Annotated in this window: 13 protein-coding genes and 3 pseudogenes; 7 read left to right on the top strand and 9 right to left on the bottom strand. The window is 67.8% G+C overall.

The window, feature by feature from the left end; all coding sequences use genetic code 11:
* The 3 genes from AB0D14_RS43965 to AB0D14_RS43975 all read left to right on the top strand — a co-directional run.
* Positions 1-145: transposase (locus AB0D14_RS43965; RefSeq protein ID WP_362790907.1), on the top strand; the 145-nt coding region annotated here is incomplete at its 5' end.
* A 271-nt stretch (positions 146-416) separates the two neighbouring features.
* Positions 417-1,373, top strand: coding sequence for a cyclase family protein (locus AB0D14_RS43970; protein ID WP_362790876.1), 957 nt, complete (start codon positions 417-419; stop codon positions 1,371-1,373).
* Positions 1,374-1,761: 388 nt separating this feature from the next.
* Entirely contained in the window at positions 1,762-2,289 is a 528-nt protein-coding gene (locus tag AB0D14_RS43975) for a DinB family protein (protein WP_362790879.1), read from the top strand.
* Between the two features lie 46 nt (positions 2,290-2,335).
* Here AB0D14_RS43975 and AB0D14_RS43980 read toward each other — a convergent pair whose 3' ends face one another.
* A complete protein-coding gene (locus tag AB0D14_RS43980) occupies positions 2,336-2,596 on the bottom strand; it encodes a hypothetical protein (protein WP_362790882.1) in 261 nt (86 codons plus the stop codon).
* Between the two features lie 213 nt (positions 2,597-2,809).
* On the opposite strand from AB0D14_RS43980, the gene AB0D14_RS43985 reads away from it, so the two are divergent.
* The 3 genes and pseudogenes from AB0D14_RS43985 to AB0D14_RS43995 all read left to right on the top strand — a co-directional run bounded on the left by AB0D14_RS43985 (position 2,810) and on the right by AB0D14_RS43995 (position 3,893).
* Positions 2,810-3,097 carry a transposase gene (locus AB0D14_RS43985; RefSeq protein WP_362790885.1) on the top strand — a complete coding sequence of 96 codons (288 nt, stop codon included), beginning with the start codon at positions 2,810-2,812 and terminating at the stop codon, positions 3,095-3,097.
* Positions 3,098-3,220: 123 nt separating this feature from the next.
* Positions 3,221-3,541 (top strand): annotated as a pseudogene (locus tag AB0D14_RS43990) (DDE-type integrase/transposase/recombinase); the annotation flags it as partial.
* A 25-nt stretch (positions 3,542-3,566) separates the two neighbouring features.
* Positions 3,567-3,893 carry an integrase core domain-containing protein gene (locus AB0D14_RS43995; RefSeq protein WP_362790888.1) on the top strand — a complete coding sequence of 109 codons (327 nt, stop codon included), beginning with the start codon at positions 3,567-3,569 and terminating at the stop codon, positions 3,891-3,893.
* A gap of 142 nt (positions 3,894-4,035) precedes the next feature.
* On the opposite strand, the gene AB0D14_RS44000 is transcribed toward AB0D14_RS43995, so the two are convergent.
* From AB0D14_RS44000 to AB0D14_RS44025, 6 genes and pseudogenes are all read right to left on the bottom strand, one after another.
* Positions 4,036-5,223 carry an IS701 family transposase gene (locus tag AB0D14_RS44000; RefSeq protein ID WP_362790890.1) on the bottom strand — a complete coding sequence of 396 codons (1,188 nt, stop codon included), beginning with the start codon at positions 5,221-5,223 and terminating at the stop codon, positions 4,036-4,038.
* Positions 5,224-5,319: 96 nt separating this feature from the next.
* Positions 5,320-5,652 (bottom strand): integrase core domain-containing protein, encoded by a 333-nt coding sequence (locus AB0D14_RS44005; protein ID WP_362790893.1) that lies wholly within the window; start codon positions 5,650-5,652, stop codon positions 5,320-5,322.
* Positions 5,636-6,836 (bottom strand): annotated as a pseudogene (locus tag AB0D14_RS44010) (IS30 family transposase). Before AB0D14_RS44010 ends, AB0D14_RS44005 begins: the two are co-directional and overlap by 17 nt.
* Before the next feature lie 169 nt (positions 6,837-7,005).
* Entirely contained in the window at positions 7,006-7,746 is a 741-nt protein-coding gene (locus AB0D14_RS44015) for an IS3 family transposase (protein ID WP_362790896.1), read from the bottom strand.
* Between the two features lie 2 nt (positions 7,747-7,748).
* Positions 7,749-8,039 (bottom strand): transposase, encoded by a 291-nt coding sequence (locus AB0D14_RS44020; protein ID WP_362790898.1) that lies wholly within the window; start codon positions 8,037-8,039, stop codon positions 7,749-7,751.
* Positions 8,040-8,190: 151 nt separating this feature from the next.
* Complete coding sequence (locus AB0D14_RS44025; RefSeq protein WP_362790900.1) at positions 8,191-12,015, bottom strand: hypothetical protein; 3,825 nt, start codon at positions 12,013-12,015, stop codon at positions 8,191-8,193.
* Between the two features lie 317 nt (positions 12,016-12,332).
* Here AB0D14_RS44025 and AB0D14_RS44030 point away from each other — a divergent pair, with 317 nt between their 5' ends.
* Positions 12,333-12,491, top strand: a complete 159-nt coding sequence (locus tag AB0D14_RS44030) for a hypothetical protein (protein WP_362790902.1) — start codon at positions 12,333-12,335, stop codon at positions 12,489-12,491.
* A gap of 112 nt (positions 12,492-12,603) precedes the next feature.
* Here the strand turns inward: AB0D14_RS44030 and AB0D14_RS44035 are convergent, their stop codons facing one another.
* Positions 12,604-13,269 carry a response regulator transcription factor gene (locus AB0D14_RS44035; RefSeq protein ID WP_362790904.1) on the bottom strand — a complete coding sequence of 222 codons (666 nt, stop codon included), beginning with the start codon at positions 13,267-13,269 and terminating at the stop codon, positions 12,604-12,606.
* A pseudogene (locus AB0D14_RS44040) lies at positions 13,262-14,170 on the bottom strand (histidine kinase); the annotation flags it as partial. The gene AB0D14_RS44035 and the pseudogene AB0D14_RS44040, both read right to left, overlap by 8 nt.
* Positions 14,171-14,265 lie beyond the last annotated feature (95 nt).

Genomic DNA, 14,265 nt, shown 5'->3' on the forward strand with positions numbered 1-14,265 from the left:
CCACCGCTGGACCGTCGAGCGCACCATGGCCTGGCTCGCCGGCTACCGCCGCCTCCACCGACGCTACGAACGCAAAGCCGACCACTTCCTCGCCTGCACCAGCATCGCCTGCACTCTCATCTGCTGCCGCAGACTAACCAAATGAGATGACTTCTAAGGACCACGCGTACGGGTGGTTATGCGTCTACCACGGCGCATACGAGGGGCGACCACCGGCCTGGACCTCGACGGCCCAGATTCAACCTGAGTAACTGCATCAGCAGTACCTCGCACGCAATATCAACGGAGTACCGGTGACACAGGACCACAGGTGTGTCGTACCGTGCTCCTGACCGGCCGACTGCTGGCCCGCTGATCTAGTGTCGCGCTCCGTCCAGCGGGCCTTGAACCGCGTGACCGGAGGAGTTGATGCTGGGATGACAGCAGGGCGGGCGATGCCCACGCAGGACGAGGTGCTCAGGTACTTCGACACGTTGTCGAACTGGGGGCGGTGGGGCGACGACGACGAGCTCGGCACACTGAACCACGTCACCGACGACGTCCGGCTGGCGGCGGCGCGGGCCGTGCGCCACGGCAGGAGCGTGTCGTGCGGATGGGAGATCGCCGTGCCGGCTGAGATGGAGCGGTCGACGACGTCGTGCCCGTGCGCCGCCGACATGCCAGGAGCCGAGAACATGCCGGTGCCCGGATTCCGCAACGACCGACGGTGGGGCTTCTCGAACGAGCATCTCGGCATCATGTTCCACGGCAACACCATCACCCACGTCGACTCACCGTGCCACATTTTCTGGGACGGCACGATGTACAACGGGCGGTCGCACTCGCTGGTCGACGCCGAAACGGGATCGGTGTGGGCGAGCGTCACCGGGGCAGCGAACGGGATCATCACACGGGGTGTGCTGCTGGACGTCGCGAAGGCCCGCGAAGTGCCGTGGCTGGAACCGGGGCAGGGTGTGTTTCCCGAGGATCTAGAGGAGGCCGAGCGTCGCCAGGGTGTTCGGGTGCGATCGGGCGATGCGGTGTTCCTGCGGACCGGCTATGGCCGCGTCCGGCACGAGGGCGGTGCGACGCCGAGCGTCACGCAGGCCGGCTGGCACGCGTCCTGCCTGCCATGGCTGCACGAGCGGGGGGTCGCGCTGATCGGTGCCGACACCCCCCAGGACGTTCAGCCGTCGGGGTACGACGACGTGTTGATGCCGGTTCACGCGGTGAGCCTCGTCGCGATGGGTCTGTGGATGCTCGACAACTGCGACCTGGAGGGGTGCGCGACGACGGCCGCCGAGCTCGGCCAATGGGACTTCCACCTCGCAGTTGCGCCGATCCGCTTCGCCGGCACGTCCGGCAGCCCGGTCAACCCGATCGCCACATTCTGACCACGGGACTTGCGGCCGACAGTGTCGGCACCCCTCACCTCTGGGAGTCGATCAGCCCCGCGCTGGGCGGCGACTTATAGGCTTCGGCGATCCGCACCTGTTCGCCCACCACCGCCGCGCGGCTCCCAGAACGAGAGCCGGAAACCCTTCGTTCCGCCATCTGAAGTGCTCAACCCGCCAGCTCATGCGCTCATCCGCCAACCAATACTCCAGTACGGTTTCGTGATCCATGACTGGAGGATGCGGCAAGTCGCCACGGCAACGTTCCCTGGAGCAGCAGGTGAGCGTCGGGGCTACTCGCATCCACGGTTCCGTTGGCCTTCCGTCGACTGTGTGCCTCGGATATCAGAGAACCCCCTGCACGACCGCAGGAACTGAGGGATCCTGGATGGCCGTGACCGAAAGTATGAGCGAAACGGCTCCAGACAGCGAAGTCAGAGCACTCCTCAAGGCCTTGGACGGGCAGCGGCGCCACGTCCTCGGTATCCTCGACGAGCTCGACGCAAAGGCTCTGCGACAGCCCGTGCTGCCGTCCGGATGGCACTGCCTGGGGCTGGTCCAGCACCTCGCGCTGGACGTTGAGCGGTTCTGGTTCCGCGCAGTCGTCGGTGGGAACGAGGAGATCATTCATGGCCTGACGAGTGGCGACGAAGCTTGGAACGTGCCCCCGGAAGTGTCGGCCAGCGACGTACTCGACCGATACCGGCAGGAGGCAAGGCGCGCCGACGCCGTCATCACCACTACCCCTGTTGACGCCGCTCTGGCCTGGTGGCCCCACGACCTGTTCGGTGAACCGCACCTGCACACCCTGCGCGACGTCCTGCTGCACGTCATCACCGAGACAGCGTGCCACGCCGGCCACCTCGATGCGGCACGAGAGCTCATCGACGGCCGCCGCTGGCTGGTCCTGACCTAGGCACCGCGGGGTCCTCCCTGACACGACCAGCTCCGTGGGCACAGTCCTACCCCACAGCGGATGGATCTTCGGGAGCAGCAGTGGTCTCGATGACCCGAACGCCGCCGGGACACAGCAATGAGCTGCCTGCGCCGTGCCCAATGGTGACCCTGGCCTCCGCCAGGACGATGCCGGTCATCAGGTCGCGGTGCACGAAGACGTACAGGCCCCAGTCGGCGTCACCGCAGGGCCCCTCGGTCCCTCCGCCGGCCACGGTCGGCGACTGGGCTGCCGGCCCGCAGACATCGGCCTCCGGGCCGCAGCGCATCTCCGGCCACTGTGAGCGGCTGGAGCCGCATCGCCGACAACGCGGCTCCAGCCCTTCATCCTCCCCGCCCCGGTTCGAGCCCGGGATGAATTCCCGCACACCCCGGGAGGGGTTGGGGAGAACGGTCGGTGCGAGGCGGCGATGTGAGGGGACCCCAGCGCTGTCCCTCCCCTCGTAGGGTGAAGACCGTGACTGCAGGGGAAGTTGGGAGTCATGGCGGAGAAGCGACGGAAGTTCGACCCGGAGTTCCGCGAGGGGGCTGTGCGGATCGTCACGGAGACCGGCAAGACGATCGCCGAGGCCGCCGGGGACCTGGGGATCAACGAGACCACCCTGGCGAGCTGGGTCTCCCGTGCCCATCGGGCAGGGACCGCACCGGCTGGAGGGAGTGACGAGCTGGAGCGGTTGCGGCGGGAGAACGCCCAGCTCAAGAGAGACAACAAGGAGCTGGTCATGGAGCGTGATGTCCTCAAACGCTGCATGGTCCTGTGGGTGAAGTAGCCGTGGCGGACCCGGCGTCCGTCGTCGGGGTGATCAGCGACTTCAGGACCGAGCACGGCATTTCGCACCGCGTCTCCTGCCGCGAGTTCGACCTACGGCTCGCCGAAGATCTGGATCAGGCTGGTGAGGCAGGGCTGGCGGATCTCGGTGAACACCATCGCGAAAATCATGGCCGAGCTCGGCCTGGTCGCGCGGAAGGTACGCAGACGGCGGAGGCTGACCCGCCCGGGCAAACGGCCGGCCGCCCCGGACTTCGTGCTCCGCGACTTCACCGCCGAGGCGCCCGACCTGGTCTGGTGCGGGGACATGACAGAGATCGAAACCGGCGAGGGCAAGTTGTACCTGGCCACGGTCATCGATCTGTTCTCCCGCCGGCTGCTCGGCTATGCGATGGGTGCCCGTCACGATGCCGAACTGGTTGTCGCCGCTCTGCCCATGGCCGCGGCAACTCGCGACGGGGACGTCCGCGGTGTCATTTTCCACACAGACCGCGGCAGCCGAGTACGGCTCTCGGAGGTTCCGCCGGGCCTGTCGCCGGCTGGGCGTCTTCCAGTCCATGGGCCGGGTCGGCTCGTGCTTCGGCAAGGCCGTCAGCGAGGCATTCAACAGCGTGCTGAAGGTCGAGTACGTCCACCGGCACGCCTTCGCCACACGCACCGAGGCCCGAATCCGGATCGCGACCTGGATCACCGACTTCTACAACAGCCGTCGGCTACACAGCGTGTGCGGCTTCAAGAGCCCGATCGACTACGAAAACGACTACTGGGCCAGCCTCGGCGAGGGGCTGGCTGCATAGGAAGGTCTCCGCGATTCGACAGAGCTTGGTCATGGTCCTCGACCGTGGTCGAGGAGGTCGTACGGATCTCTGTGGCAGGCCGGGCAGCACCACAGCACCGCGATCAAGGATGTCTGGAGCAGGGACACGACCTGGTAGAGGTTCAGGGCGTGTCCCCGGCTTTTGGGCTGAGCCGCTGTTCCAGGCAGAACAGGTGGGCGGCTGAGACCAGGGTGACGTGGTGGTGGAACCCTCCGTAGGACCGACCTTCGAAGTCGCCCAGGCCGAGGGCCTGTTCCATCTCCCGGTAGTCGGTCTCGATGTACCACCGGCTGGTGGCGTGCCTGACCAGAACCGCGAGCGACGTGTCCACGGGCAGGTCGGTGATCCAGGAACGGAACACGTCGCCGCCGTGCTTGCGACGCCACTGGATCAGCAGCGTGCGCTCGGGCAGGAACCGGCCGGCGGTCTTCGCGACGTACCCTCGCTCGATGATTCCGGCGATGTGTATGGGGATCGCGACGAACCAGCCGGAGCGGGCCGGATGATCCGCACTCTTGGGACGGTAGACGAATCGGCGGGCGCGGTACCGGTTGTCCCCGGCCACCTGGTTCACGCTGATGCTGGGGCGCCGACGCGCCCAGGCAGTGACCGGCACGCCGGTGGCGGGCAGAACCACCGTGTCGCCCTGGACCGCCACGAGCCAGCGGATACCACGCTCGGCGAGTCCGGTCCGGAAGGCGACATTCGTGCCGTAATCACTGTCGGCGATGACCAGTGGCGGCGCGTTCCCCCACGCGATGAGCTCATCGAGCAGGTCCAGGGCGATCTGCTGTCTGGTGCGGTGCGTGAGCCCGCCGGGGACACCCGCCCGAGCACACCGCGCCGGATCCTGCGCCCACCCCTGAGGGAGGAACAGACGCCAGTGCAGCGGTGTCGACCCGCGCCCGGACACCGCGTGCACCGACACCGCGACCTGGCACAAGTGCTGCTCGCGCTCGCCGCAGTGCTGCACGATCGCCCCCGCGGTGCCATGGCCGTAGCCGACGAAGGGATGGTCATCGATCACCCATGCCGTCGGCCCGACCACAGCGACCGCCCGCGCTGCGATCCTCCGCATCACCTCGGAATAATCCCAGGTGGACTGGGCTACGAAGTGGCCCAGATTCTGCCGCGGTATGCCCAGCCGCGCCGCCATCGGCTCGACCGACTTGCGCTTGCCGTCGAGCATCAGCCCGCGTAAGTACTGCTGCCCGTAGCCGCGTTGGCCCTTGTAGACCAGGTATTTGAAGATGTCTCCGGTGAACTCCGCGAGGTCCGCATCCAGCGCCTCAACGGCCTGTAAGTCCATGGCACTACCGTGACCCCGCCCGCCATGGTCAATCAGCTACACCGCCGAACAGACCGCGGACCATGACCAAGCTCTGTGGTTGCGTAGAGACGTTGGTTATGCGGCCCGACCTTCCTGATCGGTCAGCGCTCGCGCTTCCTGGATGATCCGTTCGAACTCGACGGGTGGCTTCCCGCCGGCCGCACTGTGACGGCGTTTCGTGTTGTAGAAGTCCGCGATCCACGTCGCGGTCTTCAGCCGGGCCTCGGCGCGGGTGGCGAAAGTGTGCCGGTGGATGTACTCGACCTTGAGGACCGAGTGGAACGACTCCGCGGCGGCGTTGTCCAGCGCCGACCCGACGCGGCCCATCGACTGCACCACGCCCCACCTGCCGCACAGCTGCTGGAACGCCTCGGACGTGTATTCGGCGACTTCAACCGGCCGTTGCAACACCGTGCTGTTGCAGTGAGCGTAGCTGTTCTTCGAAGACCTCGGCCGGTGTCCGCCAACCGAGGATTTTTCGGGGCCGGTTGTTGATTGCCATGGCGACGGCTTCGAGGTCCGTGGACGACCACCGGGAGAGGTCGGTGCCCTTCGGGAAGTACTGACGCAGCAGCCCGTTCGTGTTCTCATTTGTCGGTCGTTGCCAGGGCGAGTGCGGATCAGCGAAGAACACCTTCGTCCCGGTGCCGAGAGCGAACTGGGCATGGCCGGAGAGTTCCTTCCCCCGGTCCCAGGTGAGGGTCTTGCGTAGCTGCTCGGGCAGCTGCGTCATCGACGTGGTGAGCGCCGCGTTCATCGCGATCGCGCCATAGCCTCCGAGCGAGGGGCCGTTCTTCGCGGGTGTCCTTTCCCCCCCAGCCCTCCAGCCGGGGCAGGTGCACCAGGAGTGTGGAGCGGCTGCTGCGCTCGACAAGCGTGCCGATCGCGGAGCGGCCCGTCCCAATGTTCAAATCGCCTTCCCAGTGTCCGGGGACCGCGCGGTCTGCGGCCTCGGCGGGCCGTTCACTGAGGACGACGTCCGCGGTGACATGCGCCTGCGGCTTGTTCCGTGACCGTGCACGGGGAGTCCGCAGCGCCCGGCCGGTGCGCAGACACGCGACCAGTTCCCGCTTGAGCGCGCCACGGCCTTCGATGAACAGCGCCTGGTAGATCGCTTCGTGGCTGATGCGCATGGACTCATCATCGGGGAAGTCGACATGAAGGCGATGCGAAATCTGCTCCGGGCTCCATGCCGTCGCCCATCGTCTGTCCTGCCGGTGCGGCTTGTTCAGCCCTTTCCATGCGGGCGTCCTGGGCCCGGTGACGATCGTGCTGTCGGGGCGGCGGACGCTGCCGACGAGCCGGTCCTGTACGTATTCACGCAACCTGTCGTTGCCTGTGAGCTTCGCGGTCTTCGGGCGCTTGGCGGCCTGCTGTGCTTTCCACTGGGCGACCGTCGCGCGGTACTCCTGCTTGCCGCCGCGCGTGGCGGCGTTGCGGCGCAGTTCGCGAGAGATCGTTGCGGGGTCACGCCCCAGGGCGCGGGCGATCTCGCGCACGCCCTTGTTCATCGCCCTGAGGATCGCAATCTCCTCGCGCTCCTCGAACGCGAGGTACCGGCCCGTGGGCTCGGTCAACGAGATCGGAGGCATGCCGCCAGCGTGACGGAACCACCTCGCACCCACCGGCCATGAGACGCCGACCGCCAACGACGCCTCCACCGTCGTGACCCCCGTGGCGATCAGCCGCCAGAACTGGCGCTGCACGACTCGAGACGGATCAGGCCGCCCCGGCGAACGCATCGCCGGCCGCAACGCACGATCAGCGCGCCACTGCCGACGCCGACCCTCCGGAACATCGCTGGTCTTCAAACTCCAGTCCTCCGTGGCCACGTCGCACACCTCCGAGATCAAAGTGTTGCGACGACCAGTTGAATTCACCTTCGCTGCCGCGGTCCGTGTGGAAAATGACGCCGTCGACCTGGCCGCCCCGGGTCGCGATCGCCATCTGCAGGGCGGCGCTGACCAGCGCGGCATCGTGCCGCGCGCCCATCGCATAGCCAAGGGCGCGGCGGGAGAAGGCGTCGTGGACGGATGCGAGGTAGAGCTTGCCCTCGCCGGTCTCGATCTCCGTCATGTCACCCCACCACAAGACGTTGGGAGCGATGGCGTCGAACTTGCGTCGCACCAGGTCAGGAGCGGTCTCCCGCTTGCCGGGGCGGGTGAATGAGCGGCGCCGGCGAGGCGGCTTGCGGCCCTGCAGGCCGAGTTCGGCCATGATCTCGGCGACGGTGTTCTGCGACACCTGCCAGCCCTCCTCCCACAAATCCAGCGTGATCCTCGGCGAGCCGTACGTCCGGCCGGAGCAGTCGAAGAAGTAGCGGATCCGCTCGGCCAGCACGGCTCGCCTGGTCTCGCGTTCTGTCGGCTCGGACGGCCGGCGGCGCCACTTGTAGAACCACGCTTCCGACACGCCCAGGGCCCGGCAGGAGGTGCGGTGCGAAATACTGTGCACGGTCTTCTGGTCGCTGATCACCCCGACGAGCAACGCCGGGTCCGCCACAGCTACTTCACCCACAAGACCATGCAGCGTTTGAGCACATCACGCTCCATGGCCAGCTCCTTGTTGTCCTTCTTCAGCTGCGCGTTCTCCCGCCGCAGCCGCGCGAACTCCTCGCTCTCACCCGTCGCCGTGGCCCCGCCGGCCCTGCGAGCCCGCGACACCCAACTCGCCAGCGTGGTCTCGTTGATCCCGAGATCCTGCGCGACCTGCGTGATCGGCTTGCCGGTCTCGACGACGATCCGCACAGCCCCCTCACGGAACTCCGCGTCGAACTTCCGCCTCTTGCCTGCCATGACCCTCAACTTCCCCTGCAGTCAGGGTCTCTACGCTACGAGGGGAAGGTCAAGTTGGCTGCGCCTTGAGGATGCCGGCTTCCGACGCGCTCAGGTCGCGGCACTCCGTGGCGGCAACCTACCTCGCCGTCCGCGTCCACACGCGTCACTGTCACGTGGCAGGCGTCGAGTGTGGTGCAAACACAGCATGAACGGCCTCGGGTATGTGCCGGGTTCCGAGACTTGCCAGCGACGCCGCGATGTCAGGGGCGTGCGAGGCGAGGGCGCGACGTATCTCGTCGGCGCCCTCGGGGGTGAGAAGCTCGCTCCAGCTGTTCCACGCGTCGTACATCGCCGCGGCCAGGTTGGCTTTGGCCTCGATGTCGGTGCGCGAGGCCCACTCCTGCAACAGGCGGCACATGGCCGCCAGGGCAGTCGGCGCATCCGCAGTCCTGGCATGGGACCAGGGGATGGACCCCCTGGACGATGTCGCAATCGCCTGTGCGTACCAATCGATGCCCTGTGGTGACCCCAGGGTGAACAGGCGATAGGCGCGGTTGTGGTCCAGGACCACCTCCTTCGATGCGATCCGCGATTCCATGACGGATCGGCCAACTGCCGGGCTGGCCTTGGCCAATGCGCTCTCGTAGTCGTCGTCGTGCAGCGCCAGCTCCTTCAGACGATCAAGACCGGCAGTGTCGTTGGCGGCCGCTACGGCCAGGGCCTCGGCGACGGGTCGGTGCGCGTTCATCCTGCCGAGGACGGTCTGATTGGGCCGCCAATGCGACATGAGGTCGTACCGGCCGACTGCGATGAGTTCCAGCCCCTCACCGTGGATCGCGACCTGCTCGCGGATGTCTGTGGGGAACAGCTCCGACAGCCCCCTGAAGAAGCGGCAGGACATGTGCGAGCTGCACCGGGCGAGGTGCTCTTCCCAGCCGGTACCCGCGATCTCGGCTGCCAGGTTTCGCGCCTCGGGCGGGCTCACCCGGAGAACGGATCTCAGCAGCTGGAGTGCTCGCTCCGTGGTCGGCGCCGACTGGACCGCGTCCCGCAGTTCCTCCAATGACAGCACCTCATGGAGCATCCACTTTTCGATCTGGTAGCCGGCCTCCACATAGCTCCGCACGAACCCGTTGGGAGCCGCGTACTGCCATACCGCACGCCGTGCGTCGGGTCCGATCCGGCGGAGCGCGCGATGGATCCGCTCGCGGTCCTCGCCGTCCGCGCCGTCCCCGCTGTGGTGGGTGCGCTGAAGAAGGTCCACGACTTGCGGCTCGGTCAAGTCGATGTCGAATTCCAGCACCGGCAGGAGCCCCAGCCCGTACCTCCCGGTCTCGGCGAGAACCCGGTCGAGGACAGCGCGGGCAGCTCGGCGGCGGCCGTGCCGCGCCAAGACCCGCACGACCGCGACGCTGGTGGCCCCGGCGAGTGCGTCCTGCGCCCAGCCGAACTGCCGGTCGTACAACAGGCCGTCAAGCAGTTCGATGGCCTGTGCCCTCGACGTCGACGAACGGCAACGGTGGGCGAGTGTCTGTGCGACACACTCACTCGTCACAGCCTCCCGGGCCAATGCCTGGCCGCGTCGCATCAGTTGCAGTGCCACGGCCACCCGCATCGGCGCGGTAATCGATGATTCGTCGAGCAGCGCAGTCAGTTGGTCGGTACCGGCCTGAGCGATCGTCTCGTCAGCAGTTGAACTCAGTTCATCCCGGCTGCACTGGCTGCCGGCGGCAGGCGAGCCGCAGGTGCTGGAGAGCAGGCGCGCGGTGTCCACCGGCCCGAGATTGGCCATGAGGAGACCCAGCTCGGCGCGCCGCGCGAGTTGGGAGATGCGGACGGTGACGCCGCGCGCCCACAGTTCCGTGGTGATCGCGAACCGGGCCTCGCCCTTGATCCATGGGTGCTTGCGCGACGGGTCGTTCAGCAGGAACAGCTCGGTCGTCTCGATCCAGGGCGCTGCCGCCGCCACGATCTCGGCGGCGTTGAAGAATACCCCCATAGGCACCGCGGGGCTCACCAGGCCGGCGCACTGGCGGAACAAACGCACCGCGACCGGGAATCCGGCCCGCAGAGCCGACACGAACAGTGGGCTGAAATGATGCCGGATCGGCTCACCCGTCGAGTTGTGGTGTTTGATCTCCCATTCCAACTGCGGATACAGGAAATCGGCGACGCCACACCCGGTGAAGGCGTTACTGCCATGAGACCGCAGCAACTCCGGCACTCGTTTCAACCCGTCCGGCATCGAATCACGGTACGAATGGAAGCGTCTGGAGATGGGCACCAAAGCTGTCGCCTGAGGCCGCAACCGGGTCAAGGCATCCAGACGGGCCGGCTCCGACACCGGCACGACATGCGCACACTGCAGGAGCAGCCGGTCCAGAACGGCGAAAGGATCAGTGCGCGCCTCGGTGACCAGGAGATCAAGCAACGGTTGCGGATCGCGGGTGCACGCGAGCGTATGTATGGTGACCCGCCGCCACTGCGCGTGCTGCCACCAGCGGCGGCGTAAGAACTCTCGGGCCTTGTCCCCCGGCATGCCGTTACCCAGATGCCACCCCACCAGGAATTCCTGCACGGCCGCATGGGTCCAGGTGACGTCGTGGGTGTGCTGTTGGAGCAGCTGCGGCAGCAGTCGCTCCAACGCCGTGAGTACGCCGTCTCCGGCGACCGCGGTGGCTCTGCGGCGCACCCAGGCCGCGGACGCCGAGTAGCGCCATTCTGCCCCGTCCGTCGCCATCGCGAAGGCGACATCGGCCGCGGCGCCGAGCGCGGAGTCCATAGAGGGCGGCGCCAACTCGGCGCCGTCCTTCCACTCCCCGGCGAACAGCCGCCGCACCACACCTTCCAGAAGCTGTGAGTCGTTCTGCTCCGTGGCGCCGGTGGCCAAACCGCAGGCGGCCAGAAGCGCAGTGGGATAGCGGGCCAGGAACTCAGCGAGGTGCCCGGGCGGCAGCGGGACACGCCAGGCCCGGGCCAGCGCCACCAGTTCCGCACGGTTCAGGGCGCCGACCCTGGCCGGTTCGACGGTGGCTTTCGACGCGCCTTCGACGAACGCCGTGGTGATGCGCTCTGCGTCGGTGCCGCTGCGGACACCGAGCACGACCGAGGCGCCTTCCGCCCGCAAGAAGCGGACCACCGGGCCGGACGCCTGATCGAGCAGATGCATCAGCGTCCTGTGCGGCAGTTCGTCAAGCCCGTCACAGGCGACGACCATACTGATGTCACCGGCTCGACAGCGGGCCACCAGCAGGTCGGCGAGCCGCTCCCGCTCCTCGATGCTGATGGTTGGCGAATATCCGACAAGGAAGGCGCGAACGGCGGCCGCCCACGGATCCGCGGCTGCCACCACGCACGGCAATTGCTCCGCCTCCAGAAGCAGCGGAACGACCAACCGCACCGGTTCGGTCGCGCGCACATGCTGGACGTACCGTGCGAGCTGCTGCCTGATGTAGCGGCTCTTGCCGCTGCCCATGTCGCCGCTGACGACCGTCAGCGGTTGCCCGGTGAGCCGCGGCAGCGACGGCCGTGGGATGTCCTCGGCCCAGCGCGGTTGCCACGGGGCCGGGGCGATCATCGCGTGCCGCAGCCCCGAGAGCCAGCGATCGAAAATGCGGTGGTCGCGGACCACGCCCCGGGTGGCCTCCACCGCCGCCATGACCGAGGCCGGCCTGAACGGCGTGGCCGATGTGCTCAACAGGCGTCGGCGATCGCGGATCCACGCGGCGACCTCCGCAGGCAGCAGGAGTCCACGGGCCAGCTGGTCGAGCTTTTCCATACCGGCCCCAGGGCCGTCGAACCAGCGCCGGGTCACCTTGCTCGCCTCGGTCTCGGCGGTCCGCCATGAGGGGGTACGCCGCAGGCTCAACTCGTGAAAGCCCGCCGCGTCGAACTGGCCCAGGAGGACGTACCACTTGGCGTGGTTGTTCGCCGCGATCCCCGTGCCTCCGGTGGCCACCGTGTTCGACTCGCGGACGAGCCCGGCATCGGCCATCTCCCGGATCGACCCCGGCCCGTCCGGCGGTGCCCAGGCGCTGACCGCCCACGAGATTACTTCGCCGAACGAGCCGAGCGTCTCAAGGGCGGCGGGCGGCTCAAAGACCATGGCGCCATTGTCGTCAGCGGAGGCCCAGCACGCTACGGGGGGCGCAAGGGCCTTCTGAGGGGGTGTCCGCCGGGGGTGGGGCCGGCGGTGTCCTGGATGCGTAGCCCGCGGAGGTCCCGGCCGGGCGTCGAGGAGGAGGTACGGCTGTGGGAGCCAAACGCAAGAATCCGCCCGCACACCAGCCGGACACACGGCCATGCTCATGTGTGGGCACCGATCGCTTCCTCGAAGCGGCACGCCAGGGTTGGGGGGTCACCATCCGCTACGCGGTCCTCACGACCGTCAGGCGTTGGCCCCCGCTCGTCTGCGGCACGGGCGCCGCCACCCTCGCCGCCGGCTACGCCCGCACCCGCGGCTGGATCTGACGAGACCCCAGGTCCGGGTAGACCTTGTACGGCCCGCTGGGGGCGCCGGGTCGCGTGAGGGCACCAACCACGAACCGGCCCGGTGCACGTCGGCTGCGGTGTCTCAGGCAGGTCAGGTCAGGCCTGCCTCGATGGCTCGACGAACGGCATCGGCCCGGTCGCGGATCCCGGCCTTGGCGAACAGGTTGTTGATGTGGGTCTTGACGGTGGCCTCGCTGATGAAGAGCTTCTCGGCGATACCCCGGTTGGGCAGGCCCCGGCCGATCAGCGTGAGGACTTCGCGTTCGCGGGGTGTGAGGTCCTCGGGCAGAGCCTGTCCCACCACCGGCGCCTTGGTCCTGACGGTGGCGAGCAGCCGGTCCTGGACCTCGCGGTCGAGCACGGACTGGCCCGCGGCAGCGGCCCGGATCGCCCGGATGATGTCCTGGCGTCCCGCGTTCTTGGTCAGGTATCCACGGGCCCCTGCGCTCAGCGCGCCCAGGATCGACTCGTCGTCGGCGAAGGTGGTCAGCACGACCACCGCCACCTCCGGGTGCTCCTCGCCCAGCCGACGGGTTGCCTCGATGCCGTCCATCACGGGCATGCGCAGGTCCATCAGCACCACGTTCACCAGCCCGGAGGCAACAGCCGTCAGTACCTCGCTGCCGTCCGCGGCGGCCGCGACGACGTCGATGTCCTCGGACAGCCCGAGTACGGCGGCGAGCGGCTCCCGGACGGCGGCCTGATCGTCGGCGACGACCACCCTCAACCGCTGTGGTTTTTCGGTCGGTTCACTCATCCGGGATCACTGCCTCCACTTTCCAGCCTCCCTGATCGGGTCCCTCGGTGACCGGGCCAGCGGTGACGGTTCCGCCCAGCAGAGCGACGCGTTCGCGCATGCCTATCAGCCCCATCCCGCTGCCGACACCTGCGTTCACCTTACGAGTGGCGGGGCGGTTGCAGATCCTCAGTGTGGTCGATGAGGCGGCAAACGTCAGCTGCACGCCGACGTCTCCCCCGGGCGCGTACCGAGCGGCGTTGGTCAGCGCCTCCTGGGCGATCCGCAGCAGATTCTGCGTCACTCGGGCCGGCACCTCACGGACGGCCCCGGTGACGGTGAGAACGTCACGGTGGCCCGACGATTCGAGCATCGCGCTCAGGCTCTCCAGCAGCGGTAGCGAGTCCTCGCGCAGCGCGTGCACGGTCCACTGCGCCTGCTTCAGGCTCTCTTTGCCCAGGCCGTGGGCCTTGTTGTTGGCCTCCCGAACCTTCTCCAGGTCACCGGTGTCGAGCAGTGCATCGGCCAGTTCCAACTGCATGTTGATCCCGGCCAGCGAGTGCGCCAGTACGTCGTGCACGTCCCGGGCGATCCGGCTGCGTTCGGTCAGCACGGCGGTCTGGGCCTCGGCCCGGGCGGCACGTTCGGACGACTCGGCTGCCGTGATCGCCGCCAGGACGGCCTGGCGCTGACTGCGGTTGATGATGCCGACCAAAACGGGCGCGCCGGTGACGAGACCGAGGACCCAGGGCAACAGGTGGTGCCCCGGCCCGAGGTGGAAGTACAGGACACCCCCGCAGAGCAGACTGCACATCCCCGCGAGAACGAGCGCCGGCCTGGTCTCCAGCCGGTACCCGATGTGACCGGCGAGGAAGAAGGCGAAAAGGTAACTCGTTCCGCTGCGGCTGACCCCGACCAGGGCCAGGGTCATTGCATGATCGGGATCTGTCCGGGTTGATCACTTGAGGCCGAGAGCCGACAGTGGTCGGAGGTAGTCGTGGCTGGTGCGTCGGAGGG

The sequence above is a fragment of the Streptomyces sp. NPDC048484 genome, from assembly GCF_040651415.1.
Taxonomy (GTDB): Bacteria; Actinomycetota; Actinomycetes; order Streptomycetales; family Streptomycetaceae; genus Streptomyces.